Source organism: Sphingomonas corticis, from assembly GCF_012035195.1.
Classification (GTDB): Bacteria; Pseudomonadota; Alphaproteobacteria; order Sphingomonadales; family Sphingomonadaceae; genus Sphingomonas; species Sphingomonas corticis.
The window spans coordinates 315735-340851 of sequence record NZ_JAAVJH010000006.1 but is presented as its reverse complement, the minus strand read 5'-3'; the positions used below and the strand labels follow the sequence as shown (position 1 = coordinate 340851).

The following is a 25117-nucleotide window of genomic DNA, read 5'->3' as shown; positions in this document are numbered from 1 at the left end:
GACGCTGCCGGGCAGGATTCATGACCGGGATTTGCCATCGATCGGCGGTTGAAAAATGCCACCGACCGATCATCGGCCGCTTGCCATTTTTCGCGCCTTTTTGTACCCCTCGCTGTGCAACTCGCAGATGTGCGGGCTGTTCGTTGACGTGGGTTCAACGACTTGGCGGGCCGGGAAAATCCTGTCTCCCCGACCAAAGCAGCGGTGGCGGGCCTGTAGCTCAACGGTTAGAGCTGGCCGCTCATAACGGCTAGGTTGCGGGTTCGAGTCCTGCCGGGCCCACCATCCCGCCTTCGTCCGCCGCGACCAGCACCTCCGCCAGCGACGCGGGCTCGAACCCGTGCCGAGCCAGCGCAGGCAGCACCGCATCCCACCAGGCGTGAAATCGCGCCAGCTCTGCGTCGTCGCGCACGTAGGGCGTGTTGCCCGGCACCAGCGAGGGGGAGTGGAAGGAGAGGACCAGCAGTCGCTCGCCATCCTGCGCCGCCGCGCGCACCGCCGCCACCGACTCCGCCGCGCACACGCCCTCCGGCGTCAGCGGCACGCGCGAGTGGAGGCCCGCGCGCGCCAGCAGCCCGCGCCCCTTCGGCACCCGCCGCGCCGCTTGCGGCAGCCACTCGCCCGCGCCGCGCCAGCGCCCGACGTCCACGGTCGACAGCGGCAATTCCAGCAACCCCTCGCGCGTGCGGAACGCGGCATTGCCGACATGGGAGAAATCCGCTCCGCCCGCCGCACGGTAATCGTGCCGCGCGCGCATCGACGTGTCGACGCGGATGCCGCGTTCCGCGAGCAGCGCCAGCGATGCGGGACCAAGGCCGTAGCGCCCGGCCCGGTACGCGCGCGGTGCCGCGCCGGTGGCGCTCTCGATCGTGGCGATCAGCGTGTCGAGCTTCGCCGCCTCCACCTCGCGCGGCAGGTTGCCGACGAAGGACGCCCCCTCCCCCGCCGGCTCGCGATCGGGCGGATTGACCCAGGGGTGAAGCTGCGCGCCGATCTCGGCGCCGGCCAGCGCGGCGACGGTGGCGATGGCGCGCGGATTGGCGGCGACGGGGTGGTCGACCAGGTAGAGCGGTCCGATCCCCGCGTCCGCCAGCCGCGCGTGCATCGCCGGCAGCGCCGCCACCGCGGTCACGCCGCGCGCTGCACGGGAGAAGGGCTTTCGCCAGTCGAACTCCTCCTCCACGTCCACGCTGACGAGGAAACGGCGCCCGAACGATGACGGCCATGCCACCCGCGCCGCCGCGGGCGTCGCGAACCGCATCCGGTGAAGCGTGACCGCGGCGTCGGCGGTCACGGCGTGCTGGTGGAAGCCTGCCCCATGATCGTGGTGGAAGCCGCCGGCAGCGTCAGTGTCAAGCGATCCCGCTCGAACGCCAGCCCGCCTCCGAGCTCCACGGCGAGGTGCCGCGCGAGTCGAAGCGAGAAACCGATGCCCAGCAGCGGCGCTCCTTCCACGTCGCCGGCGCGCTCGTCGTCCATCGCCAGCAGCTCCGCCTCGCTGCGGCTCGCCAGCGCCAGCGGCCGGTCGATCGTCAGGCGGATCATCCCCGCGGGATCGCCCGCCACCGCCTGCGTTCGCACCACCTCTCCGGCCGCGGCGGTGGACAGCAGGCTGGCGAGCAGGCGAGAGATCAGCCGCTCCAGCGCGGGCGCGTCCGCCGCCCAGGCCGCGCCCTCGTCCGCCGCGACGGACAGGCGGGCACCCCGCCGTGCCGCCAGCGGCGCCATCTCCGCGGCGATCCGTTCCAGTAGCGGCGCCGCGCCCACCACGTCGTCGCGCAGGTCCAGCGCGTCCGCCTCCAGCCGCGCGGCGGTGTCGAGGTCGTCGATCGCGCCGACCAGGCCGCCGACGTGCCGCCGGATCGTGGCCGCGCGATCGCGATAGATCGACGGCACCGGCCCCAGCAGCTGCTCGTCGATCAGCTCGGCGAAGCCGGCGATCGCGGTGGTGGGCGTGCGCAACTCGTGCACCAGCCGGCGCAATCCCTCCACCGCCGCGCCGCGCGGACGCAAGCGGGCGGCGTCCTCCTCCAGCCGGGGGCGGCGCGCGCTGCCGCGATAGCCGATGAAGGCACCGCGGGCGGGATCGAACAGCGGCACGGCGGAAATGCGCCAGTCGCCCGACAGCGCGGACTCCCCGCGCACCGACAGGCGGGCATCGCCGAAGGCGGCGCGCTTGCGGAACGCGCCGGCGGCGACGCCGTCGACGCTGGGCGCGGCATCCGCGGCATGATCCAGCGACAGGCCGATCACCGCGCCGCGTGGCGCGCTGTCGATCCAGCGGATCACCCCCGCGGCGTCCGTCTCGAACCGGAAGGCGGTCACGGCGGTGTCGGCGGCGAGCGGCCCGGTGGCGCGCTGGCGCTGATAGGCGGCGATGCGATCGACCAGCTCGGCGATCTCGAACCGCTCGTGCGGCCCGTGGTCGCGCGCGGCGGCGACCGGGGGCAGCGTGGCGGCGATGTCGCCCAGCGCGCGGAAGGCATCGGTCGCGGCTTTCGGGGCGGCGACCTTCTCAGGCGGTGCGGCTGCAACCGACTCCCGCGCCTCGTGCGACAGTGCGAAGTCGGTGCTGCCGAAGCTCTCCAGCGCGCGTACCGCGGTCGGCGGCAGGTCGCCGCGCCGCCGCAGCACGCTGCGCCCGTGCGGGCCGAGGCGCGGCAGCAGCCAGTCCCAATCCTCCGGCGACAGCCGCGCCGCGCGCAGTACCGCCGCCGTCACTTCCGGCGTGTCGTCGGCCAGGAACGCGATCAGCGTTACGGGCGGGTCGGCGAGCGCCAGCCCGCGCGCCAGCGCCGCGCGCTGCTCCGCCGGCATGGTGGGGCGCAGCGCGGCGAGCCGTTCGCGCAAGGTATCGTCCAGCGAGGCACGGCCCCGCGCGATCAGGTCGACGAGCTGGCGATAGGCGGCGCGCGCACCGAAGGCGGTGCTGGTGTCGGCGGCGAGCACGGTCTTCAAGCTGTCGTCGAACCGAACGCGCACCCGGCATCACTCCCGCCGCGATCCGGCGGGACCGCTGTCACGTCGGGCATAGGGGACGCGTCGCTGCGGCGAAACGGCGAGGAAATCGCATCTGTCGCAGCTTGGCACAATTGCCAGCGGGCGCAACTTTCCTGTAGCGCGGGTTTGCGAAGCTATCGCGATCGTGCGCGGAGGGGATGAGTAGCGTGATGACCTTGGACCGGATCGACCGCGACATCCTGAACCTTCTGCAACAGGACGGACGGATGACCAACGTCGAACTGGCGGAACGGGTCGGACTCACCGCGCCGCCGTGTCTGCGCCGCGTGCGTGCGTTGGAGCAGGCGGGCGTGATCCGCGGCTATCACGCGGAATGCGACGCGGCGAAGCTCGGCTTTCCGATCACCGTCTTCGCCATGGTCAGCCTGAAGAGCCAGGCCGAGCACGACCTGGCCACGTTCGAGAAGCACGTCGCCTCCATTCCGGAAGTGCGCGAGTGCCACATGCTGAACGGCGAGATCGACTTCATCCTCAAGATCGTCGCGTCCGATCTCGAGAGCTTCCAGCGCATCCTGACGACGCACCTGACCCCCGCACCCAACGTGGCGAGCGTCAAGTCCTCGCTGACGATCCGCACCGCGAAGACGCTGCCGGGCGTACCGATCGCGTAGCGCCGGTCGTCCAAAAGGAAACGCCCGGCGCCGGATGATCCGGCACCGGGCGTTCCCCGTTGCAGAAGCGAGCGATCAGCCGACCGGCGGGTGATCGAGGAACAGCAGCCACATCGCCGCGATGCCGTCGCGCGGCGGCGTCTTCACCGTCTCGAAGGCGGTCTTCGCGCCGGCCTTGTCGCCCGAGTTGGCGAGCGCGATGCCGATGCGCGTGTTCACCGCGTCGGCGTCGACCGAACCCTTCTGCAAGGCGACGCGGTACAACTCCACCGCCTTCGCCCAATTGCCCGAGCCGAGATAGGCGTCCGCGGTGCTGTTGGCGAGCTTGCCGTTGGCCGCGGCCTTCGCGCGCGTCTCCAGCCCGGTCAGCGCGCCCTCGTTCCCGATCGACGTGTTCGCCGCGGCGAGCAGGCCGGACGCGGTAGCGTTGCCCGCGGCGATCTTGCCGGCGGTCTTGCCCTCGTTCAGCACCGCCTTGGACTCCCACGGGATGCCGAGGTCGAGCGCGTATTGCGCGTAGATCACGTAGTCATATTCGTCGGCCAGCGCCTTGCCGGTGCGCAGCAGGCGATAGAGATCGACCTTCTGCGGCTTGTCCGTGGCGACCACCGCCTGCGGCTGGATGCCCCAGAACACGACCATGTCGCGCCAGTTCTTCACGGTCGGATAGGCGGACAGGTAGCGGCGGATCCATGCCTGCGTGTCCGCGGCCATGCGCTTCTGGTGGGTCTGGGAGATGGCGAAGCGGTACAGCTGCTCGTCCGGCTTCTGCCCGGCGGCGACCTGCGCGTCGATCAGCTTGGCGAGGTCGGCCTGGCCGCCGGCCACGTCGCCCGACGCCATCTTCAGCTTCACGAGGTTGAGCGGCAGGTTGGGATCCTGATAGCCCAGCTGCTGCGCCTGCTGGAAATAGGTCGCGGCGCCGGCATTGTCCTTCGCGTTGGAGGCCATCACGCCCAGCTGATAGGCGAACTTCGCCTTGTCGGCCTGCGGCGTACGCGGCGCGGCGATCAGCGCCTCCAGCGGCGCCTTCAGCCCCGCGGTGGCGCCGCCGCCGGCGGCCTGCGACTTCAACACTTCCACGTTCAGGCGGGTGGAGGCGGCGATGTAGCGCTCGTCGTCGCTCTTCGCCGCGGCTTCCATCTGCGCCACCAGCGGGTCGGCAGTGGCGGTGTCCTTCGCCGACACGGCGGCCTGCGCCTTCACCGCGATCTCGCGGAACTCCTTGGACAGCTTGAAGTCGGCGGGCTTCGCCTCCTTCTCCTTCTTCTGCGCCGCCGCGGGCGCGGGCAGGAGCGCCAGCGGGGCGACGCCGGCCATCAGCGCGGCGGCCAGGAAGGCGTTGGTGATCCTCTTCATCGACACGTCTCTCCGATCTCGCGGGCGTTGGTCGCCGGAGCCGCCTCTCTACGGGCGGCCCGGCGCAGGTTCAAGGAAAGTGGACAGGCCCTGCCCCGCACGCGCTGAACCGGGATTGAACGCGTCGGGTTCCAAGTAGCGGTTGAAGCTGGCCACCGGCACGGATAGCGACGCGGGTACGATGATCGCCGTCCTGTCACCAGCCAAGACGCTGGACCTCGCCACTCCGCCGCCCTTTCCCGCCACGCCGGCGCGCTTCGCCGCGGAGGCGGCGGTGCTGGCGAAGGCGGCATCGCACCTGACGCAGAAGAAGCTCGCCGAGCTGATGCACATCTCGCCCGCGCTGGCGAAGCTGAACGCCGATCGCTTCCGCGACTTCGATACGGCGGCGGAGCGCCCAGCGCTCTACACCTTCGCCGGCGACGTCTATGCCGGGCTGGAGGCCGCGACGCTGGACGCGGAGGCGGTGCGCTTCGCGCAAGGCCATCTGCGGCTGCTGTCCGGGCTCTACGGCCTGCTGCGCCCGCTCGACGCGATGCGCCCCTATCGACTGGAGATGGGCACGCGATGGGCACCGCGGCGGCGGAAACTGACGGACTGGTGGGGCGACCGCATCGCATCGGCGCTGGCCGAGGATGTCGGCACGGAGGGCACCGGCACCGTCCTGAACCTCGCCAGCCAGGAATATTGGGCGGCGGTGGACGGCCGGCTGCCCGCCGCCGTCCGCGTGATCGCCGTCGACTTCCGGGAGGCGGACGGCCGCTTCGTCAGCTTCCACGCGAAGAAGGCGCGGGGCATGATGGCACGCTGGATGGCGGAGCATCACGTGACCGACGCCGATGCGATGCGCGGCTTCGACAGCGCAGGCTACGCCTATGATGCCGATGCCAGCACGGCGGACGGCTGGACCTTCCGGCGGCGGGCATGAGCGCCACCGTCGTCATCGGCGCCGGGGGCGGGATCGGCGCCGCGCTGGCCGACGCGATCGCGGAGGAGGGCGAGACCGTCCACCGCCTGACCCGCGCGGAGCTGGAGCTGACCGACGAGGCCGGCATCGCCGCCGCCGCCGCGCGGGTCGGCGCGCCATCGCGCGTGATCGTCGCCACCGGGCTGCTTCACGAGGACGGACTGGGGCCGGAAAAGTCGATCCGCGAGCTCGACCCGGCGTGGCTGGCGCGGCAGTTCGCGGTGAACGCGATCGGCCCCGCGCTGGTCGCCAAGCATTTCCTGCCGGTGATGCCGCGCACGGGGCGCACCGTCTTCGCCGTGCTGTCCGCGCGGGTGGGCAGCATCTCCGACAACCGGCTGGGCGGCTGGTACGGCTATCGCGCGGCCAAGGCGGCGCTGAACCAGCTGGTGCGCACGCTGGCGGTGGAGGATCGCCGCCGCAACGAGCGCGGGATCGTGGTCGCGCTGCATCCCGGCACGGTGGACACGCGCCTGTCGAAGCCGTTCCAGCAGGCCGGGCGCGACCTGTTCTCGCCCGGTCGTGCCGCAGTGCAGCTGCTCGACGTGATCGACGGCCTGCGTCCCGCCGACAGCGGCAGGCTGTTCGCGTGGGACGGCACGGAGATCGCGCCGTAGCCATCCGCCCCGCATCCTCGCGCGCGTACGCGTGCGCGTGACTTTGCGGTCGCGCGGGCCTACATCGGCCCCGCAACGACACCTTCGAACGAAAGAGCTTCCTTGACCGACGAGACCCTGCTCGCCGACCCGTCAGACATCGCGCCGATCTCCATCGTCGAGGAGATGAAGACGAGCTACCTCGACTACGCGATGAGCGTGATCGTGGCGCGCGCGCTGCCCGACGTGCGCGACGGGCTGAAGCCGGTGCATCGCCGCATCCTCTACTCGGCGAACGAGAGCGGGTTCCTCTACAACCGCCCGTTCCGCAAATCCGCGCGCATCGTCGGCGACGTGATCGGTAAGTACCACCCGCACGGCGACACCGCGATCTACGACGCCCTGGCGCGCATGACGCAGGACTGGTCGATGCGGCTGCCGCTGATCGACGGCCAGGGCAACTTCGGCTCGATGGATCCCGATCCCCCCGCCGCGATGCGCTACACCGAGGCGCGGCTGGCGAAGTCGGCGAACTTCCTCATGGAGGATCTCGACAAGGACACGGTCGATTTCCAGCCGAACTACGACGGGTCGGAACGCGAGCCGCAGGTGCTGCCCGCGCGCTTCCCCAACCTGCTGGTCAACGGCGCGGGCGGCATCGCCGTCGGCATGGCGACGAACATCCCGCCGCACAATCTGGGGGAGGTGATCGACGCCTGCGTCGCCTACCTCGACAACGGCGCGATCACCACCGAGGAGCTGATGCAGATCGTCCCCGGTCCGGACTTCCCGACCGGCGCGATCATCCTGGGCCGCGCCGGCGCGCGCTCCGCCTATGAGAGCGGGCGCGGGTCGATCATCGTGCGCAGCCGCCACGTGATCGAGCAGGGCCGCGGCGCCGCGCGGGGCGAGGGTCGCACGTCGATCGTATTGACGGAAATCCCGTTCCAGCAGGGCAAGAACGCGCTGGTCGAGAAGATCGCCGAGGCCGCCAAGGACAAACGGATCGAGGGCATCGCCGACGTGCGCGACGAATCGAACCGCCAGGGCGTGCGCGTCGTCATCGACCTGAAGCGCGACGCGACGCCCGAGGTGGTGCTGAACCAGCTGTGGCGGCACACGCCGGCGCAGGGCAGCTTCCCCGCCAACATGCTGGCGATCCGCGGCGGACGGCCCGAGCTGCTGAACCTGCGCGACATCATCAGCGCGTTCGTGCAGTTCCGCGAGCAGGTCATCACCCGCCGCTCCAAGTTCGAGCTGAACAAGGCGCGAGAGCGGGCACATATCCTGCTCGGCCTGGTCATCGCCGTCACCAACCTGGACGAGGTGGTCCGCATCATCCGCGGTTCCGCCAGCCCGGCGGAGGCGCGCGCGAAGCTGCTGGCGCGCGAGTGGCCGATCGCCGAGATCGCGGGCTACCTGCGGCTGGTCGAGGCGCTGGAGAGCGACGTCGACGGCGACACGTATCGCCTCAGCGAGGTACAGGTCCGCGCCATTCTCGACCTCAGGCTCCACCGTCTCACCGCGCTGGGTCGCGACGAGATCGGCGACGAGCTGAAGGCGCTGGCCGATTCGATCGCGGAGCTGCTCGCGATCCTCGCCGACCGGGTGAAGCTCTACGCCGTGATGCGGCAGGAATTCGCCGACGTGCGCGCGCAGTTCGCGACGCCGCGCCGCACGGAGATCGCCGCCGCCGCCGACGGGATCGAGGACGAGGACCTGATCGAGCGCGAGGAGATGGTCGTCACCGTCACCATGGAGGGGTATATCAAGCGCACCCCGCTCGACACCTTCCGCGCGCAGAAGCGCGGCGGCAAGGGGCGCGCGGGCATGGCGACCAAGGACGAGGATGCGATCACCAGCCTCTTCGTCACCTCGACGCACACGCCGGTGCTGTTCTTCTCCACCGCGGGCAAGGTCTACCGGCTGAAGGTGTGGCGCCTGCCCGAGGGCGGCCCGGCGACCCGCGGGCGGCCGATGGTGAACCTGCTGCCGCTGGCGCAGGGGGAGACGATCTCCACCGTCCTGCCGCTGCCCGAGGACGAGGCGAAATGGGGCGACCTGCACGTGATGTTCGCCACGGCGAAGGGATCGGTGCGCCGCAACTCGATGGATGCCTTCGCCAACATCCGCCAGTCGGGCAAGATTGCGATGCGCTTCGACGAGGGGTCGGACGACCGGCTGATCGGCGTCTCGTTGCTGACGGAGAGTGACGACGTCCTGCTCGCCACGCGCCAGGGCCGCGCCATCCGCTTCGCGGCGACCGACGTGCGCGAGTTCCAGAGCCGCGATTCGGCGGGCGTGCGCGGCGCGCGGCTGGCGGACGGCGACGAGGTGATCTCGCTGTCCGTGCTGGGCGGCTTCGACGCCACGCCGGCGGAGCGCGAGGCGTATCTGAAGGCGGCGCGCTGGAAGGACGGGGAGCGCGAGGTGACGCTGTCGTCCGAGCGGATGGCGGAGTTCGAGGCGGCGGAGGAGTTCATCCTCACTGTCACCGCCAACGGCTATGGCAAGCGCACCTCCGCCTATGAGTACCGACGCACCAACCGCGGCGGACAGGGCATCACCAATATCGTCACCTCCGACCGCAACGGGCCGGTGGTGGCCAGCTTCCCGGCGCATAACGGGCAGCAGCTGATGCTGGTGACCGACCAGGCCAAGCTGATCCGCACCACCGTGGGGGACATCCGCGTCGCCGGCCGCAACACGCAGGGCGTCACCATCTTCCGCGTGGGCGAGGGCGAGCACGTCGTTTCCGCCGCGAAGATCGACGAGGAGGAGGCGCCGGAGAACGAGGCCGAGGCGCTGATCGCCGAGGAAGGCGCCGCCGCGCCCGTGGACGCCGGGGACCGGCTGGTCGTCGACGACGGCACCGGGCCGGCCACGATGGACGAGCGCGTCGACGAGGACGGCGACGGCGGCGACGACGGGGAGGACGAGGCATGAGCCGGGCGCTGACCGCCTACAAGGTGCTGACCGCAGACGAGATGGCGACGCTGGAGCGTGACGGACGGTTCGACGGCGCACCGGTCGATCGCGCCGACGGCTACATCCACCTGTCCACCGCCGCCCAGCTGACGGAGACGGTGGACCGTCACTTCGCCGGGCGGGACGACCTGCACGTCGCCGCGGTGGACCTCGCCGCCTACGCCGATCGCGTTCGCTGGGAGGAATCGCGTGGCGGCCAGCTGTTCCCCCACCTCTACGACGCGCTGCTGCTGGAGACGGTCGTCGCCTACGGCCCGCTGCACCGCGACGCGGACGGCAGCGTCGCGCTTCCCGTCACGGGCTGATCCGCGAGTGAGAGTGGTAGCGGGCGCGGCGCTGCTGGCGCTGGCGGCGTGCGGTGCCGGAGGCGAGGATGAGGAACCGGCGCCGGTCGCCACGGCGACGCCGACGCCGGCGCCGGCGCCTTCACCCTCCCCCACGCCGAGCGGCACGCCCGTCGCGCGTTGGACACCGCACGCGGGTGACGGCTGGCACTGGCAGCTGACCGGCACCGTCAACACCGGCTATGATGTCGCCATCTACGACATCGACCTGTTCGATACACGGCCAGCGACCATTGCCTCGCTTCATGCCGCGGGACGGCGCGTGGTCTGCTATTTCTCCGCGGGTAGCGCGGAGAACTGGCGCAGCGACTATGCCGCGTTTGCCCCGGCTGACATGGGCAACCCGCTCGACGGCTGGCCGGGCGAGCGATGGCTCGATATCCGCTCCGCCAACGTCCGCGCGATCATGACCCGCCGGCTCGAGCTTGCCGCCGGCAAGGGGTGCGACGGCGTGGAGCCCGACAACGTCGACGGGTTCGAACCGGACAACCGCGCCGGCCTGCCGCTAACCGCCGCCGACCAGCTCGCCTACAACCGCTTCCTGGCCGAGGAGGCGCATCGCCGCGGGCTGGCGGTGGCGCTGAAGAACGATCTGGCGCAGGTCTCCGCCCTCGCACCCTCGTTCGACTTCGCCGTCAACGAACAATGCCACGAATATGGCGAGTGCGGGGGCTACGCGGCCTTCGTCGCCGCGGGAAAGCCGGTGCTGAACGCCGAATATGCTGCGCGCTACCGCACCAACGCAGGCGGCGTGCGCGACCGGCTCTGCGCCGCCTCCGCGGCGGAAGGGCTGCGCACGCTGGTGCTGCCGGAGGCGCTGGACGACAGCTTCCGCTTCGCCTGCCCGTAAGGATCAGGTGAACAGGTCGATCACCTCGGCGCCCTCCCCCTCCGCCGCCAGCAGCAGCGTGCGATGGCAGTGGCACGGATCGCGTTCGTAGCACAGCAGCGCGCTCGGCATCTCCGCCGCCAGGTCGCGCATCCGCGCCGCCGCCGCCTGCGCTTCGGGAAGCGCCAGCTGGTGCTCGTACACCGCCTCCAGCGTCGCCACGTCGCCCTTCTTCGCCGCGTCGCGCCCCGCCTTGGGCGTGCCGAGCGCCTTCAGGTGGACGTAGCCGATTCCCGCCTCCGCCAGCGTGGCGGCGAGGATCGACTTGGAGAAGCCGGGCCGGCGCGACAGCGGCAGCGCGCGCACGTCGATCACCCGCCTGACCCCGGCGGCATGGAGCGCGGCAAGGAAGTCGGCCATCGTCGTCGCTTCATAGCCGATCGTGTAGATCGTCGTCATGCGCCTACCTATCACCGCGAGGCGGCGCTGCCCACCGGTTGCCCTGTGCCGCCCGCCCCGCGTAAGGCGCGGCGATGACGCATGACATTCACGTGATCGGCGGCGGTCTGGCGGGGTCAGAGGCGGCGTGGCAGCTGGCCGACGCGGGTTTCCGCGTGCGGCTGAGCGAGATGCGCGGCGCCAATTTGAAGGATGGCGGCGATGCGACCCCCGCGCACCACACCGACGGCCTCGCCGAGCTGGTCTGCTCGAACAGCTTCCGCAGCGACGACGCCGATTCGAACGCGGTCGGTTTGCTTCATCAGGAGATGCGGGCGCTCGGCTCTCTGATCCTGCGCGAGGGTGACGTGCATCGCGTGCCCGCCGGCTCCGCGCTGGCGGTGGATCGCGACGGCTTCTCCGAGGGCGTCACCGCCGCGCTGTCCGCGCATCCGAACATCGCGATCGTGCGCGAGCGGATCGACGCCTTGCCGGACGGTCCGGCGATCATCGCCACCGGCCCGCTGACCGCGCCCGCGCTGTCGGAGGCGATCGGCGCGGAGACCGGGCGCGACGCGCTCGCCTTCTTCGACGCGATCGCACCGATCGTTCATCGCGATTCGATCGACATGGAGACCGCGTGGTTCCAGTCGCGGTGGAACAAGGGCGAAGGTACCGACTACATCAACTGCCCGCTCTCAAAGGACGAGTATCACACCTTCGTCGCCGCGCTGCTCGCCGCGGAGAAGACCGAGTATCGCGAGTGGGAGAATGTGCCGTATTTCGAAGGCTGCATGCCGATCGAGGTGATGGCCGAGCGAGGCGTGGAGACGCTGCGATTCGGCCCAATGAAGGGCGTCGGCCTCGACGACCCGCGCACCGGGCGCTGGCCCTATGCCTGCGTCCAGCTGCGGCAGGACAACCGGCAGGGCACGCTGTGGAACATCGTCGGCTTCCAGACGAAGCTGAAGCATGCCGAGCAGGTCCGCATCTTCCGCACCATCCCGGGGCTGGAGAAGGCCGAGTTCGCGCGGTTGGGCGGCCTGCACCGCAACACCTTCCTCCGCTCTCCCGAGCTGCTCGACGGCGAGCTGCGGCTGAAGTCGCGCCCGGCGATCCGCTTCGCCGGCCAAGTGACGGGGTGCGAAGGCTACGTCGAGAGCGCCGCGATCGGCCTCCTCGCCGGCCGCTTCGCCGCCGCGGAACTGGCTGGCAAGGCGCTGCCCCCGCCCCCACGCGAGACCGCATTGGGCGCGCTGCTGTCGCACATCACCGGCGAGGCGGAAGCAGAGACGTACCAGCCGATGAACGTCAACTTCGGCCTGTTCCCGCCCATCCCCGGCCGCTCGAAGAAGGCGGATCGCAAGCGGATGTACACCGACCGCGCGCGAGAGGCGCTGGCGGGCTGGATCGCGGCCTGAACGTTCGATTCGGTCGCTGGCGCTTCGCGCGCCACCGGCACGAAATTCTCGACGCGGCCCCACGGTCATGCGGCAAACGATGAACTCCGTTCGCGCTGAGCGAAGTCGATGCGCAGCCAGCCTGGTCCCGTAGCCTCCGACTTCGCTCAAGCCGAACGGACGAGAGCGCCTCCGTTCGACGTGCTTATTCTTCCGTCTCCGCCGGCGCCGCAGCAGGGCAAACGCACCGCGGCTTCGCGCTCCGCTTCGGCCGCGTCGTCGCGAACTCCGCCGCGGTCAGCGTGGCGGAGCGGTCGCGGTCGGCGTCGGCGAAGCGGTCGGTCGTCTTCACCGCCCACTCGTCGAACGACAGCCGCCCGTCGCGATCCTTGTCCAGCTTCGCAAATGCCTTGCGCCGGGGCGCGAAATATTCGTCGCGCGTGATCGTGGCGTTGCGATCCTTGTCGTAGCGGTCGAAGCGCTTCTGTTCCCGCGACCGTTCCGGCGCGGCGGGTAGCGCCGCCTCCGGGTCACCCGCTACGCCGGCCTGTGGCTGCCGGACCGCGGGCGCGCTCGCCGGCAGCACGGCGTCGGGGCGCGCCTGGCCGGAGAAGATCAGCCAGCCCGCCGCCACCATCAGCAGCGCCGCCGCGCCGCCCGCCAGATACCGCCACATCGCCCCGCCCCCATGCAACATGGATCAAGCGTAGCGCAAGCGGGCGCCGTCAGGCGAGCGCCTTCTTCAGCAGCTCGTTCACGACCTGCGGATTGGCCTTGCCCTGCATCGCCTTCATCGTCTGTCCGACGAAGAAGCCGAACAGCGCCTCCTTGCCGCCGCGATACTGCGCCAGCTGGTTCGGATTCTTCGCCAGCACCTCGGCGATCACCGCCTCGATCGCACCGGTGTCGCTGGTCTGCTTCAGCCCGCGCTCCTCCACGATCTTGCCCGGCGCATCGCCCGTCTCCAGCATCGCTTCGAACACCTGCTTGGCCAGGCTGCCCGACAGCGTGCCGTCCGCCACCAGCGCCAGCAGCTCCGCCGCCTGTCCTGGCGTCACCGGCGACTGCGTGATGTCCTTGTCCAGCCGGTTCAGTGCGCCGAACAACTCGCCGGTGACCCAGTTCGCCGCCGCCACGGGCGCGGCGCCGGCCTGCAACAGCGTGTCGAACCAGCGCGCGGTCTCCACCTCGGCGGTGAGCACCTCGGCATTGTAGCGCGTGATGCCCAGCGCCTCGTAGCGGGCGCGCTTGGCGTCGGGCAATTCGGGCAGCGAGGCCCGGCACTCGTCGAGGAATGCGTCGTCCAGCACCAGCGGCAGCAGGTCCGGGTCGGGGAAGTAGCGATAATCGTGCGCATCCTCCTTGGACCGCATCGACCGCGTCGCGCCGGTGTCGGGATTGAAGAGCCGAGTTTCCTGCACGATGGCGCCGCCCGCCTCCAGCACCTCGACCTGGCGGTTCGCCTCATGCTCGATCGCGGCCATGACGAAGCGGACGGAATTGACGTTCTTCGTCTCCGTGCGCGTGCCGAACGGGTCGCCCGGTCGGCGGACGCTGACGTTCACGTCGGCGCGCATCGATCCCTGGTCCATGTTGCCGTCGCACGAGCCGACGTAGCGCAGGATCGCGCGCAGCTTCGTGAGGTACGCGCCAGCCTCCGCCGGCGAGCGCATGTCGGGCTTCGACACGATCTCCATCAGCGCCACGCCCGAGCGGTTGAGGTCGACGTAGGAGCGCGTGGGGTGCTGATCGTGCATCAGCTTGCCGGCGTCCTGCTCGACGTGGATGCGCTCCACGCCGATCGTCTTCGTCGCGTCCTCCACCTCGATCTCGACCGCGCCCTCGCCCACCAGCGGGTGGTAGAGCTGGCTGATCTGATACCCCTGCGGCAGATCGGCGTAGAAATAATTCTTGCGGTCGAAGCGCGACCAGCGGTTGATCTGCGCGTCGATCGCCATCCCGGTGCGCACCGCCTGGCGGATGCACTCGCGATTGGGAACGGGCAGCATCCCGGGCATGGCGGCGTCGACCAGGCTGACCTGCGTGTTCGGCTCCGCACCGAAGGCGGTCGCCGCGCCGGAGAAGAGCTTGGCGTTCGACGTCACCTGCGCGTGCACTTCGAGGCCGACGACGACCTCCCACTCACCGGTGGCGCCCTGGATACGATAGTTCGTGTCGCTCATGACGAGGCGCTTACGGCGTCGGAGCGCGGGAGGAAAGAGCGTCGGAAGGGATCGGCGACGTAAGGTTCCCCTCAGGTTGTCTGCACCAGGCCAATCGCATATGAACGGGCAGGCCAGGGCAGCAATGGGAACGGACGTGAGCAGATCGACGGTCACGGTAAGCATTCCCGCCTATAATGCTCGCGAGGTGCTGGAGCGCGCGGTGGGCAGCGTGCTATCGCAGACCTATCCTTGCCATGAGATTATCATTGTAGACGATGGATCAAGCGATGGAACTCAAGATCTGATCGCAGATCTCGCGGCGAGACATTCGATCGTCAAGCCCGTGATCAGAGAGCGTAACGGCGGAGTCAGTGCCGCGCGCAATCTCGGTTTCGCTCACGCGACCGGCGATTGGCTTGCGATCCTAGATGCCGATGACGCGTGGAAGCCCGAACGCATCGCCACCTTGATCGAAGCGGCTGAGCGCGTCGGCGCGGACTACGTTATGGACAATATGGTCCTGTACGACAGCATTGCCAAGCGCGAACATCGTCGCATGATTGCGCCGTCCTGGTCGGTACTACCGCTCACAATGGAGCGCTACTTCCGCAACTGTCGTCTCGGCGGACCGCAATATGCGATCCTCAAGCCGATTGTTCGCCGATCCTTCGTCGAACGCACCGGACTACGATACGACGAGGAATGCGGCAACGGGCAAGACCTCATCTATCATGGGGAGGCGCTGGCGCTCGGCGCATCTGCCATCGTCCTTGCCGAACCACTTTACATCTACACGACCCGCGTGGGTGGGTTTTCCAAGCGCGCCAACAGCTCGTCACGGACCAAGATGAATTTTCAGGGAATTGCCGATCGGATCGATGCCCTTCGTCTGCGTCACGGATCGGCGATACGGGGCGCGGCCGATCGGCAAGCCCGCCTCTGTCGACGCAGTTTTATGGTCGGCGATCGCCTCAACCGATATCGCGACCTGCGACGTGGCGGGAAGCGCGTTCTGGGCTGGGCGAAATTGCTGTCCGATCCGAGCGGCGTGCTGTTGACGGCCCGGATGCGCTACCGTCGGTGGATGGTGCAGCGCCCACCCTACACCCTTGGCTGAGAGGACCCTGACGGCCGGAGTTTCCGTCGCATCAGCATGAATGCAGCGACGTTCCGAAAAATCATCGATGACGCTCCGGATATTGCCGCTCCGACCAGGGCGAAACGCGGGATCAGCACGAGAGAAAGCGCGACGGTCAGGAAGAAGCCGATGAGCGAAAGCTTGAGCGACAGTCGCTCGTTGCCAGACATCACCATCACGCCGCCGATCGGCCCGGTCAGCACGTTAATCGTCTGCCCCGCGCTCAGGATCATCAGTGCCGTGGAGGCCCCGACGAACGCGGGACCGAACAGGGCCAGCAGCTGCTTGGGTATGAGGATGCACAGCAGCAACGGCGCCGCCGCCGCCATGAGCATCAGCAATGTGGCCTGACGATGCCGACGCCACGCCCCGGCGACGTCGCCGATGCGGAAATCGCCGGCGAGCTGCGGGCTCACGAAGGCTTCGATCGTCGTCAGCATGAGCGCGAGGATCATGACGAACTGATTGGCCACTCGATAAGCGCCGACGTCGTCCGCACCGAGTTCGGCACCGACCTGCGCCAGCACGGTCCATTGCGTCAAAGAGTGGCAGAAGGACGTTGCCAGGATTCGCCAGCTGGCACTCAGCAACGGCGCGGTGCTGATCGCCCCCCGCGGCCAGTTTCGCGTGCGCAGAAGCAGGATGATCCAGGCTGACGTGGCGGTGGTGCAGATCGCCCCGGAATAGAGCAGGGCAAGCGTGCTCGACCGGATGCCACCGCTCCCCACCAGCATCAGCCCGGCCACCGCGCCGAGGATGATGATCGAGTGGGCGACGTCGAGAAACTGGCTCATCAGCATCGAACCGGCGGCGCGCATCGTGACCACGGCCACCCGCAACAGCGGGAACGCGACCACCGACGCGGAGGCCGCCGCCATGGCGGCGCTCGACGCGCCGATGAGCGGCGCAAACCGCGAGCCGACAAGCAGCACAATCGCACTGACGATGGACAGGGGAAGAACCAAGCGGATCACTGCCATCAACGCCGCCCAGGCGAGATCCTGACGCCCCTCGCGCAAGTCGCCGCCGATCGTACGTATGGCGATCTGGTCAAGGCCCATCGTGGCGACCAGCGACGCCATCATCGCGCTGGCGATCGCCATAGAATAGTCGCCGGTGATTGCCGGGCCGCTGGCCCGCGCCACGATGAAGATGATCAGGAAGCTGAAGAACGCGCCGCCAAGTTTCAACAGGATCGCGCCGATCGGATCGCGATTCTGGCGGAGCGCCGGACCGATGGCGAGCAGCCGGGTGCCGGGTGCCGCCCGCCGCGCCATGCGCGCGACATCGCGCATACGGGGCATCGTCACGCCCCCACCCGTTCGAGCAGGATCTCGCGGCGCTGGCGACCAACGCGATCCCAGGTGAACTGCATGGCGCGCTCGTGCGCACGCGCGCCAATATCCCTTGCCTGTCCGACGTTCTGCGCAGCGCGGGACAGGAGCTCGGCCCAGCGCTCCGGGTCCGCGCTGTCCAGCACCACGCCTTCCACGCCATCGGCGATGATGTCGCCCGCGCCCATCGGCGTCACTAGCGAGGCCAAGCCGCAGAAGGCGGCTTCATAGGTCACAAGCGGGCTGCCTTCTTCCAAGGTAGGGAAGACGAAGAAGTCGGCCGAACGGTAGAAGGCGCCGACGTCCTGGGTGAACGCGTGATGCTCGACATCCGGTCTCGCCAGGACATCGGCAAAGCGGGCCGCGATCAGCGGCTCCATCCTGCCCAGCAGGACCAGGCGGCCTGCCCCCTCCATGCGGCGCCAGGCATCCAGCAGGATGTGGGCGCCCTTTCGCACACAGATATAGCCGGTGAAGAGGAACGTCGGCACGTCCACAGGTGGAAGCGCGCTGGTCGTGCCGGATAAGCGCGCGGGATCCAGACCATAGCTGGTCCGCGCCAGCCGCTCCTCCTCGATACCCACGACGCGCAGCGTCTCGGCCACCATGGGAGAGGGGCAGAAGATCAGGTGCGCGCGGCGGAGACTTTCCATTTCCGCAGCGATCGAGCGATCGCTGTACTGCCACGTGGGAAAAGCCTTCAGCGCATCAAGCGACCGATATGCGTCATACACGATGCGCCGCGACACGGCCTGCGCGCAGTTGAACTTCTCCCGGGCGATCAAACACCCGGTCTGCTCCAGTCCGCGCATCAATCCGACCGACACGTTGCCCCAGAGAAAGGCCGCCGACTTCCCACCGCGCGTGCGACACGCCGCCAGCAGGCGACGCTCGCTCAGCCGGTTGGTGACCGGCCGCCCGGCGCGGAACGGCCACCGGCGTGCCCAGCGCGGGATGACGCTTTCCACCGCAACCGACGTGCCGATCGTCGTCCGGCGGTCCGCCGGTGCGTATAGCCGCGCGCGGACCCCATGCCCCTCCATCGCCGCCACCACCCGCTCGCAGGTATAACTCGGCCCACCATTCGTCATCGGAAGGCTGATCAACGTGTTCAACTGAAGCACTGAGACGCCTTCCATCAGGACGCGAAACGTCGTTTACCTGCGCTTCGCAGGCGCGGGTTACGGACCGTTGAAGATCCTAAGGCGTTCCGCAGGGTCCCTGACCCGGAGCGCGGGGAACCGGAAGCACCACGTTCCCGCAGGCCACGATGCCCTCTCCCAAAAGTCGGATGCTGGGCCTCAACCGGAAGTTCTTCCGCTCGGGAAAAGGCAGTTCGGGCCACAGCTCCACCTTGTTGTCGCGGACATGCCCTCCCCGTGCCCCGCTGAGCACGATTCCGTTCATGTTCACCGTCACCTTGTTGCCGCGGATGACGATGCGATCGAAGCCGCCGTCGTCCACGCCGTTGCGGACGTGGTTGCCGAAGAAGATGCCCTGCATCCGCCCTTCGATGACGTTGTCCAGCACCTGCACGTCGCTGGTCGGCGGCAGCGTGGACCTGGACCAGCCCTGAATGCAGTCCGGATGGTCGCCGTCGCGCACCTTCTTCCCCGCCGCGTCGAAGACGGCGAGGTTCGGCGAGAAGTCGCGGCAGGAATTGCGCTGGACAAGAACCCTCTGCGACGAGGCCACGTCGATCCCGTCGGAGACCAGCCCGGTCAGCGCGTTGCCGACCAGTGCGATGTCGCGGCTCTCGTTCGTCACGATACCGCGATGGGCGCCGCTGATCCGCATGTTCTCGATCCGCACCCGCTCGCTGCCGCGGATCGAGATGCCGTAGCTGCGCCCGCCCGGCCCCACCACCTGGCCGCCGCGGATCGTCACGCCGCCCACCTTGTTCAGCACCAGCCCGGTGAAGGTAGCGCCGGACGCGTCGATGGTGATCGCGGGAGAATGCACCTCCCGCGGAAAATTGACGATGCCGTAGTCGCCCGGCGCCAGGCGGATCGTCTCCCCACCCTTCGCCGACTTCAGCCGCGCCATCAGCGTCGCCGGCGTTGCGGGACCGGTCGGGGCGCTCGCCGCGCCCGTGCAGGCGACCAGGGCGGCGACGGTGAGGACGGCGAGGACGCGCATCGCGCCTTCTACCACCATCTCGCCGGCCGCGCGACGAAGCCGGCGCGCTCCTCGATCGCCAGCGCGGCGTTCAGCACGCCCTGCTCGTCCAGCGCCCGGCCGATGATCTGCAGACCCAGCGGCAGCCCCGCGGCGTCAAGCCCGCCCGGCACGCTCATCGCCGGCAGACCGGCCAGCGAGGAAGGAACGGTGAACACGTCGTTGAGGTACATCGCGATCGGATCCGCCGACTTTTCGCCCAGCGCGAACGCCGCGGACGGCGCGGTCGGCGTCAGCAGCACGTCGCACTGCTCCCACGCGCGATCGAAATCGCGCGCGATCAGCGCGCGGACCTTCTGCGCCTGCGTGTAATAAGCGTCGTAGAAGCCCGCGGAGAGCACGTAGGTTCCGATGAGGATGCGGCGCTTCACCTCGTCGCCGAACCCTTCGGCGCGGGTCTGCGCGTACATCTGCTGCAGGTTCGCGCCATCGGGCAGATCCCGCAGCCCGTAGCGGACGCCGTCGTAGCGGGCGAGGTTCGACGACGCCTCGGCGGGCGCGATGATGTAATAGGCGGGCAGCGCGTATCTGGTGTGCGGCAGCGACACCTCCACCACCTCGGCGCCGGCGTCCTTCACCCAGGCGACGCCCTGCTGCCACAGCGCGTCGATCTCCGCGGGCATGTTGTCGACGCGATACTCGCGCGGGATGCCGACGCGCTTGCCGGCCAGGCTGGCGTTCAGCCCCGCTTCCCACTGCGGCACCGGCAGGTCGAGCGAGGTCGCGTCTTTCGCGTCGAAGCCGCTCATCGCCTCCAGCATGATCGCGCAGTCGCGCACGTCGCGCGCCATCGGTCCCGCCTGGTCGAGGGAGGAGGCGAAGGCGATCGTGCCCCATCGCGAGCAGCGGCCGTAGGTGGGCTTGATGCCGGAGATGCCGGTGAATGCCGCGGGCTGGCGGATCGAGCCGCCGGTGTCGGTGCCGGTCGCCCCCGGCGCGATGCGCGCCGCGACCGCGGCGGAGCTGCCGCCCGACGAGCCGCCCGGCGCCAGCGCCGCGTTGCCGCCGTCCTTGCGCCGCCACGGCGAGACCACGTTGCCGAAGTAGCTGGTCTCGTTGGACGAGCCCATGGCGAACTGGTCCATGTTCAGCTTGCCAAGCATCCCCGCGCCGGCGTCGAACAGCCGCTGCGAGACCGTGCTCTCATATTCGGGCGTGAAGCCTTCGAGGATGTGGCTCGCCGCCGTGCTCTGCACGCCCTTGGTGCAGAAGAGGTCCTTCATGCCGATCGGCACGCCCGCCAGTGGCTTCGCCGGCTCGCCCGCGGCACGCGCCGCATCGGCGGCATCTGCCGCCGCGAGGGCATGCTCGGGCGTCTCGACGATGAAGGCGTTGAGCGGCTTCGCCGCGGCGACCGCGGCGTTGAACGCGTCGGCCACCTCGCGCGCGGAGAAGTCCCCGGCATGAAAGCCGTCGCGAAGGCCGCGGATGCCGAGGTCGGTCAGGTCGGTCATGGGATCAATCCGAAACGGGAGCGTGCGGGATGCTGGATCCCGGCCTTCGCCGGGATGATCGATTGCGCGGAAACGCTCATTCGATCACCTTCGGCACGGTGAAGAAGCCGTGCTCCGCCTGCGGCGCGTTCGCGAGCACCCGATCGCGGATGCCGCCGTCGGTCACGACGTCGTCGCGAAGGCGCAGCGCGTTTGCGATCACCGCAGTGACGGGTTCGACGTCGGCGGTGTCCACCTCGGACAATTGCTCGATCCAGTCGAGGATGTTGCCCAGTTCGGGCGCGAGCCGCGCCGCTTCCTCGTCGGAGATGGCGATGCGGGCGAGGCCGGCGATGCGGCGGACGGTGGCGGTGTCGACGGACATGGTGGACCCGCCGCTACCATCCCACCCGCGCGGGGCGCAACCGCCTGCCTGTTGCGCCGTCCGCAATCATGCGTCACGGCGATTGCGATTGCGCGTGCGGCGATCTTGCCGCACCGCAGCATGGATGCCCGCTTGGTCCGCAAGTTCCTCTACGTCGTCGCCGCGCTGATCGTGCTCGCGATCGCCGCCGCCTTCGCCTATCGCTTCTTCGGCGTCGAGCTGATGCGCATGGCGATGGTGCCGGGCGAGCGCTTCCGCCCCGCCGCCGCGATGCAGGCCGCCGCCTATCGCGAGCCGCGGATGTGGCTGGCCCGGCCCGACATCCCGGGCAATCCGGCGCTGTGGACGCCCGCGGGACACCGCCCGCGAAAGGAGCCCGGCGGCGCGGCGATATTCTTCATCCATCCCACCTCCTTCCTTAGCCGCGCACATTGGAACGCGCCGCTCGACGATGCCGAGGCGAACGCGCGCGCCGCGCTGTTCCTGCGCGGGCAGGCCAGCGCCTTCAACCAGGCGGGCGAGATATGGGCGCCGCGCTACCGCCAGGCGACGTTCGGCGCCTTCTTGACCAGCGAGGCGGATGCCGAGCGCGCGCTCGACGCCGCCTATCGCGACGTCGCCGCCGCGTTCGACGCCTTCCTCGCCGCTCTCCCGGCGGATCGCCCGATCATCCTGGCCGGGCACAGCCAGGGCGCGCGCCACCTGACGCACCTGCTGCGCGACCGGGTGGCAACCGACGCCGCGCTCGCGCGCCGGATCGTCGCCGCTTATGTCGTGGGCTGGCCGGCTTCGATCGAGACCGACCTGCCGCGCCTCGGGCTGCCCGCCTGCGCCGGCGCGGACCAGCGCGGCTGCATTCTGTCGTGGCAGAGCTTCGCGGAGCCGGCCGACCCGTCGCTGATCCTCGACACGTTCGACGCCACCACCGGCTTCGATGGGCGGCCGCGCCGCGGCACGCGCATCCTGTGCACCAACCCGATCACCGGCACACCGGACGCCGCCGCCCCGGCGAGCGCCAATCGCGGCACCCTGTTGCCCAACGAGGGCATGACGGACGCGTGGATCGAGGCGGGACGCGTCGGCGCGCGCTGCGACGGGCGCGGCATCCTGCTGATCGGGCAGCCACCGCAGATCGGCCCGTACACGCTGCCCGGCAACAACTACCACGTCTACGACTACAGCCTGTTCTGGGGCGACGTGCGCGCCGATGCCGCGCGGCGGATGGCGGCGCGATGACGACGACGGACACGGCGGCATTCGCCGCGGCGCTGTCCGGCGGCGGTCGGCTGCTTGGCCTAGACGTCGGCACGAAGACGATCGGCACCGCGCTGTGCGACGCCGGCTGGTCCTTCGCCAGCCCGGCCGCGCTGATCCGCCGCACGAAGTTCACCAAGGACAAGGAGGCGCTGGCCGCAATGGTCGCGACTCAGGGTGTGAAGGGCCTCGTCGTCGGGCTGCCGCTCAACATGGACGGCAGCGACAGCCCGCGCACCCAATCCACCCGCGCCTTCGCGCGCAATCTCGCCGACCTGTCGCTACCCATCCTCCTCTACGACGAGCGCTGGTCCACCGTCGCGGCCGAGCGCGCGCTGATCGCGCAGGACATGAGCCGCGGCAAGCGCGCCGACCGGATCGATTCGGCCGCCGCCGCGCACATCCTGCAGGGTGCGATCGACGCGCTGGTGAACGCGGTTGCGCGCGCCGCCGCGGACGACTAACCGCTCGATCCCGATGCCGCCGTCGGACCACCGCCCCGGAACGCTGATCGAGGGGGGCGCCGTGTTCCCCCATCGTCACCTCACCGGGATCGAGGGGCTGGAGCCCCACGAGATCACCTTTCTGCTGGACGAGGCGGAGCGCTGGGTCGACGCCGCGCCCGGGGGACCGGAGAAGCGGCTGGCCGGCCTCACGCAGATCAACGCCTTCTTCGAGAATTCGACGCGGACGCTGCTGTCCTTCGAGATCGCGGGCAAGCGGCTGGGTGCCGACGTCGTCAACATGCACGCCGCGCAGTCCAGCGTGAAGAAGGGCGAGACGCTGATCGACACCGCGATGACGCTGAACGCGATGCGCGCGGACGTCATCGTCATCCGCCACATGTCGTCCGGCGCGGTGCGGCTGATCGCGGACAAGGTCGACTGCCCGGTGCTGAACGCGGGCGACGGGCGGCACGAGCACCCGACGCAGGCGCTGCTCGACGCGCTGACGATCCGGCGGCGACTGGGCGGCGTCGCCAACCGGCGCGTGGTGATCTGCGGCGACCTGCTGCACAGCCGCGTCGCACGGTCCAACATTCTGGCCCTGACCGCGCTCGCCGCCGAGGTGCGCGTGTGTGCGCCCTCCACGCTGATGCCCCCCGCAATCGAGCGCTTCGGCGTGACGCCGTTCACCGACTTCGACGCCGCGATGGAGGGGGCCGACGTGGTCATGATGCTGCGCTTGCAGACCGAGCGGATGGCGGGCGGGTACGTGCCGTCGGTGCGCGAATACCATCTGCGCTACGGACTGACGCTCGACCGGCTGGAGCGGCGGGCGCCCGGCGCGCTGGTCATGCACCCCGGCCCGATGAACCGCGGCGTCGAGATCGACTCGGCGGTCGCCGACCATGTCGAGCGCTCCGCCATCACCGAGCAGGTGGCGATGGGCGTCGCCGTCCGCATGGCCTGCCTCGACGTGCTGACGCGGCGGCGTCGCGGCGTGGAGGGCTGGGCATGAGCGGCGCGATCCTCTTCCGCGATGCGCGGATCGTCTGCCCCGCGGCGGGGGAGCGGCGCGGCGACCTGCTGGTCGTCGACGGCGCGATCGCGCCGGGAGAGACGCCCGCCGACGCGCACGTCATCGACTGCCGCGGCCGCATCCTGGCCCCCGCCATCGTCGACCTGGGCGTCGGCGCGATCGACCGCGCCGCGTGCCGCGCGGGCGGGATCGTGCGCGTCGCCCCCCTGCCCGACCAGTCGCCGCCACTGGACGAGCCCGGCGCGGTGCAGCGGCTGGCGCTGATCGGACGGCCGGACCTGTGGATCCACCCGATCGCCGCCGCTACGCGCGGCAACGCTGGCGCGGACCTGGCCGAGATGGCGGTGTGCCTGTCGGCCGGCGCGCGCGCGGTCGGCACCGGGCGGCATTGGATCGCCGACAGCGGCGTGATGCACCGGGTCCTCTCCTACGCCCGCGACCTCGACGTCGTCGTCATGAGCCATGCCGAGGATGCCGGCCTCACCGGCGGCGCGGTGGCGACCGCGGGGGAGACCGCCACGCGGCTCGGCCTGCCCGCCGCCCCGGCGCTGGCCGAGGCGCTGGCGGTCACACGCGACCTGATGCTCGCGGAGGAGACTGGCGCGCGGCTCCACCTGCGCCAGGTGACCACCGCCGCCGCCTTCGCGCTGGTGCGCGCGGCCAAGGCGCGCGGCGTGCGCGTCACCTGCGGCATCACGCCGGCGCACCTGCTCCTCTCCGACATCGCGATGAGCGACTTCCGCACCTTCGCCCATCTCTCCCCGCCGCTTCGCGACGAGGGCGACCGGCGCGCGGCATTGGCCGCGCTGGCGGACGGGACGATCGACGTGCTGTGCTCCGGCCACGATCCGCGCGGGCCGGAGGAGAAGCGGCTGCCGTTCGCCGACTCGAGCGTCGGCGCGGCGGGGGCGGCGACGCTGCTGGCGCTGGGCCTTGGCCTGGTGCGCGACGGTATTGTCACCCTTGAGCGGCTGTTCGCGCTGCTCGCCACCGCGCCCGCGCGCCTCCTCGGCCTGGAGGCGGGCACGCTGGCGGCGGGGATGCCGGCCGACCTGGTGCTGGTGGACGCGGACGCGCCGTGGCGCATCGACGCCGACGCGCTGCCCGGCATCGCCGGCAACACGCCGTTCGACGGCCTGCCCGTGCAGGGCCGGGTCGCCGGTCTTTGGAAGGCCGGCCGGGCCGTCGGCTGAGC

Annotated in this window: 23 protein-coding genes and 1 tRNA gene; 13 read left to right on the top strand and 11 right to left on the bottom strand. The window is 70.1% G+C overall.

What is annotated here, in order from left to right:
- Positions 1–209 precede the first annotated feature (209 nt).
- A tRNA-Ile gene (locus HBH26_RS12420) sits at positions 210–285 on the top strand.
- Here the strand turns inward: HBH26_RS12420 and HBH26_RS12415 are convergent.
- Both HBH26_RS12415 and HBH26_RS12410 read right to left on the bottom strand, forming a co-directional pair.
- On the bottom strand, positions 251–1294 hold the full coding sequence (locus tag HBH26_RS12415; RefSeq protein ID WP_338057347.1) for a polysaccharide deacetylase family protein: 1044 nt from the start codon (positions 1292–1294) through the stop codon (positions 251–253). The genes HBH26_RS12420 and HBH26_RS12415 overlap by 35 nt on opposite strands.
- The gene (locus HBH26_RS12410) at positions 1291–2982 is read right to left on the bottom strand and encodes a sensor histidine kinase (protein WP_338057346.1); all 1692 of its coding nucleotides are present in this window, start codon (positions 2980–2982) and stop codon (positions 1291–1293) included. Before HBH26_RS12410 ends, HBH26_RS12415 begins: the two co-directional genes overlap by 4 nt.
- 188 nt (positions 2983–3170) lie before the next feature.
- Here HBH26_RS12410 and HBH26_RS12405 point away from each other — a divergent pair, with 188 nt between their 5' ends.
- Positions 3171–3632: an Lrp/AsnC family transcriptional regulator gene (locus tag HBH26_RS12405; RefSeq protein ID WP_168134953.1), complete on the top strand. Its 462-nt coding sequence runs from the start codon at positions 3171–3173 to the stop codon at positions 3630–3632.
- Positions 3633–3707: 75 nt separating this feature from the next.
- Here the strand turns inward: HBH26_RS12405 and HBH26_RS12400 are convergent, their stop codons facing one another.
- On the bottom strand, positions 3708–4991 hold the full coding sequence (locus HBH26_RS12400; RefSeq protein WP_168134915.1) for a hypothetical protein: 1284 nt from the start codon (positions 4989–4991) through the stop codon (positions 3708–3710).
- A 181-nt stretch (positions 4992–5172) separates the two neighbouring features.
- Between HBH26_RS12400 and HBH26_RS12395 the strand changes: the two genes are divergently transcribed.
- From HBH26_RS12395 to HBH26_RS12375, 5 genes are all read left to right on the top strand, one after another.
- The gene (locus HBH26_RS12395) at positions 5173–5919 is read left to right on the top strand and encodes a YaaA family protein (protein WP_168134914.1); all 747 of its coding nucleotides are present in this window, start codon (positions 5173–5175) and stop codon (positions 5917–5919) included.
- Positions 5916–6575 (top strand): SDR family oxidoreductase, encoded by a 660-nt coding sequence (locus HBH26_RS12390; protein ID WP_168134913.1) that lies wholly within the window; start codon positions 5916–5918, stop codon positions 6573–6575. The genes HBH26_RS12395 and HBH26_RS12390 overlap by 4 nt, the downstream gene beginning before the upstream one ends.
- A gap of 102 nt (positions 6576–6677) precedes the next feature.
- The gene (gyrA, locus tag HBH26_RS12385; RefSeq protein WP_168134912.1) at positions 6678–9500 is read left to right on the top strand and encodes a DNA gyrase subunit A; all 2823 of its coding nucleotides are present in this window, start codon (positions 6678–6680) and stop codon (positions 9498–9500) included.
- On the top strand, positions 9497–9847 hold the full coding sequence (locus HBH26_RS12380) for a DUF952 domain-containing protein (protein WP_168134911.1): 351 nt from the start codon (positions 9497–9499) through the stop codon (positions 9845–9847). Before gyrA ends, HBH26_RS12380 begins: the two co-directional genes overlap by 4 nt.
- Positions 9848–9860: 13 nt before the next feature.
- Positions 9861–10736, top strand: a complete 876-nt coding sequence (locus HBH26_RS12375) for an endo alpha-1,4 polygalactosaminidase (RefSeq protein ID WP_338057345.1) — start codon at positions 9861–9863, stop codon at positions 10734–10736.
- 3 nt (positions 10737–10739) lie between these two features.
- On the opposite strand, the gene HBH26_RS12370 is transcribed toward HBH26_RS12375, so the two are convergent.
- Positions 10740–11174 carry a DUF488 domain-containing protein gene (locus HBH26_RS12370; protein ID WP_168134909.1) on the bottom strand — a complete coding sequence of 145 codons (435 nt, stop codon included), beginning with the start codon at positions 11172–11174 and terminating at the stop codon, positions 10740–10742.
- 74 nt (positions 11175–11248) lie between these two features.
- Between HBH26_RS12370 and trmFO the strand changes: the two genes are divergently transcribed.
- Positions 11249–12574, top strand: coding sequence for a methylenetetrahydrofolate--tRNA-(uracil(54)-C(5))-methyltransferase (FADH(2)-oxidizing) TrmFO (gene trmFO / locus HBH26_RS12365; RefSeq protein WP_168134908.1), 1326 nt, complete (start codon positions 11249–11251; stop codon positions 12572–12574).
- Positions 12575–12758: 184 nt separating this feature from the next.
- Here the strand turns inward: trmFO and HBH26_RS12360 are convergent, their stop codons facing one another.
- A complete protein-coding gene (locus HBH26_RS12360; protein WP_168134907.1) occupies positions 12759–13229 on the bottom strand; it encodes an EF-hand domain-containing protein in 471 nt (156 codons plus the stop codon).
- Between the two features lie 49 nt (positions 13230–13278).
- Positions 13279–14736: an Asp-tRNA(Asn)/Glu-tRNA(Gln) amidotransferase subunit GatB gene (gatB, locus tag HBH26_RS12355; protein ID WP_168134906.1), complete on the bottom strand. Its 1458-nt coding sequence runs from the start codon at positions 14734–14736 to the stop codon at positions 13279–13281.
- A 136-nt stretch (positions 14737–14872) separates the two neighbouring features.
- Here gatB and HBH26_RS12350 point away from each other — a divergent pair, with 136 nt between their 5' ends.
- Positions 14873–15835, top strand: coding sequence for a glycosyltransferase (locus HBH26_RS12350; protein ID WP_168134905.1), 963 nt, complete (start codon positions 14873–14875; stop codon positions 15833–15835).
- Here HBH26_RS12350 and HBH26_RS12345 read toward each other — a convergent pair.
- The 5 genes from HBH26_RS12345 to gatC form a co-directional block, all read right to left on the bottom strand.
- Positions 15820–17151, bottom strand: coding sequence for an oligosaccharide flippase family protein (locus tag HBH26_RS12345; protein WP_168134904.1), 1332 nt, complete (start codon positions 17149–17151; stop codon positions 15820–15822). The genes HBH26_RS12350 and HBH26_RS12345 overlap by 16 nt on opposite strands.
- Before the next feature lie 11 nt (positions 17152–17162).
- Complete coding sequence (locus HBH26_RS12340) at positions 17163–18329, bottom strand: glycosyltransferase family 4 protein (RefSeq protein ID WP_168134903.1); 1167 nt, start codon at positions 18327–18329, stop codon at positions 17163–17165.
- Positions 18330–18390: 61 nt separating this feature from the next.
- Positions 18391–19329 carry a right-handed parallel beta-helix repeat-containing protein gene (locus HBH26_RS12335; protein ID WP_168134902.1) on the bottom strand — a complete coding sequence of 313 codons (939 nt, stop codon included), beginning with the start codon at positions 19327–19329 and terminating at the stop codon, positions 18391–18393.
- Positions 19330–19337: 8 nt separating this feature from the next.
- The gene (gene gatA, locus HBH26_RS12330; RefSeq protein WP_168134901.1) at positions 19338–20822 is read right to left on the bottom strand and encodes an Asp-tRNA(Asn)/Glu-tRNA(Gln) amidotransferase subunit GatA; all 1485 of its coding nucleotides are present in this window, start codon (positions 20820–20822) and stop codon (positions 19338–19340) included.
- A 76-nt stretch (positions 20823–20898) separates the two neighbouring features.
- Positions 20899–21186, bottom strand: coding sequence for an Asp-tRNA(Asn)/Glu-tRNA(Gln) amidotransferase subunit GatC (gene gatC, locus HBH26_RS12325; RefSeq protein WP_168134900.1), 288 nt, complete (start codon positions 21184–21186; stop codon positions 20899–20901).
- 132 nt (positions 21187–21318) lie between these two features.
- On the opposite strand from gatC, the gene HBH26_RS12320 reads away from it, so the two are divergent.
- From HBH26_RS12320 to HBH26_RS12305, 4 genes are read left to right on the top strand one after another with little or no spacing between them, the layout of a single operon-like run.
- Positions 21319–22422 (top strand): DUF3089 domain-containing protein, encoded by a 1104-nt coding sequence (locus HBH26_RS12320; protein ID WP_168134899.1) that lies wholly within the window; start codon positions 21319–21321, stop codon positions 22420–22422.
- A complete protein-coding gene (gene ruvX / locus HBH26_RS12315; RefSeq protein WP_168134898.1) occupies positions 22419–22904 on the top strand; it encodes a Holliday junction resolvase RuvX in 486 nt (161 codons plus the stop codon). Before HBH26_RS12320 ends, ruvX begins: the two co-directional genes overlap by 4 nt.
- 13 nt (positions 22905–22917) lie before the next feature.
- Entirely contained in the window at positions 22918–23901 is a 984-nt protein-coding gene (locus tag HBH26_RS12310; protein WP_168134897.1) for an aspartate carbamoyltransferase catalytic subunit, read from the top strand.
- Complete coding sequence (locus HBH26_RS12305) at positions 23898–25115, top strand: dihydroorotase (protein WP_168134896.1); 1218 nt, start codon at positions 23898–23900, stop codon at positions 25113–25115. The genes HBH26_RS12310 and HBH26_RS12305 overlap by 4 nt, the downstream gene beginning before the upstream one ends.
- Positions 25116–25117: the final 2 nt, after the last annotated feature.

Coding starts and splice junctions, on each gene's coding strand:
- HBH26_RS12400 (WP_168134915.1), bottom strand. CDS start 4,991: ATGAAGAGGATCACCAACGCCTTCCTGGCCGCCGCGCTGATGGCCGGC.
- HBH26_RS12370 (WP_168134909.1), bottom strand. CDS start 11,174: ATGACGACGATCTACACGATCGGCTATGAAGCGACGACGATGGCCGAC.
- HBH26_RS12310 (WP_168134897.1), top strand. CDS start 22,918: ATGCCGCCGTCGGACCACCGCCCCGGAACGCTGATCGAGGGGGGCGCC.
- ruvX (WP_168134898.1), top strand. CDS start 22,419: ATGACGACGACGGACACGGCGGCATTCGCCGCGGCGCTGTCCGGCGGC.
- HBH26_RS12335 (WP_168134902.1), bottom strand. CDS start 19,329: ATGCGCGTCCTCGCCGTCCTCACCGTCGCCGCCCTGGTCGCCTGCACG.
- HBH26_RS12405 (WP_168134953.1), top strand. CDS start 3,171: ATGACCTTGGACCGGATCGACCGCGACATCCTGAACCTTCTGCAACAG.
- HBH26_RS12340 (WP_168134903.1), bottom strand. CDS start 18,329: ATGGAAGGCGTCTCAGTGCTTCAGTTGAACACGTTGATCAGCCTTCCG.
- HBH26_RS12360 (WP_168134907.1), bottom strand. CDS start 13,229: ATGTGGCGGTATCTGGCGGGCGGCGCGGCGGCGCTGCTGATGGTGGCG.
- HBH26_RS12390 (WP_168134913.1), top strand. CDS start 5,916: ATGAGCGCCACCGTCGTCATCGGCGCCGGGGGCGGGATCGGCGCCGCG.
- HBH26_RS12305 (WP_168134896.1), top strand. CDS start 23,898: ATGAGCGGCGCGATCCTCTTCCGCGATGCGCGGATCGTCTGCCCCGCG.
- HBH26_RS12395 (WP_168134914.1), top strand. CDS start 5,173: ATGATCGCCGTCCTGTCACCAGCCAAGACGCTGGACCTCGCCACTCCG.
- HBH26_RS12380 (WP_168134911.1), top strand. CDS start 9,497: ATGAGCCGGGCGCTGACCGCCTACAAGGTGCTGACCGCAGACGAGATG.
- gatC (WP_168134900.1), bottom strand. CDS start 21,186: ATGTCCGTCGACACCGCCACCGTCCGCCGCATCGCCGGCCTCGCCCGC.
- gatA (WP_168134901.1), bottom strand. CDS start 20,822: ATGACCGACCTGACCGACCTCGGCATCCGCGGCCTTCGCGACGGCTTT.
- gatB (WP_168134906.1), bottom strand. CDS start 14,736: ATGAGCGACACGAACTATCGTATCCAGGGCGCCACCGGTGAGTGGGAG.
- HBH26_RS12345 (WP_168134904.1), bottom strand. CDS start 17,151: ATGCGCGATGTCGCGCGCATGGCGCGGCGGGCGGCACCCGGCACCCGG.
- trmFO (WP_168134908.1), top strand. CDS start 11,249: ATGACGCATGACATTCACGTGATCGGCGGCGGTCTGGCGGGGTCAGAG.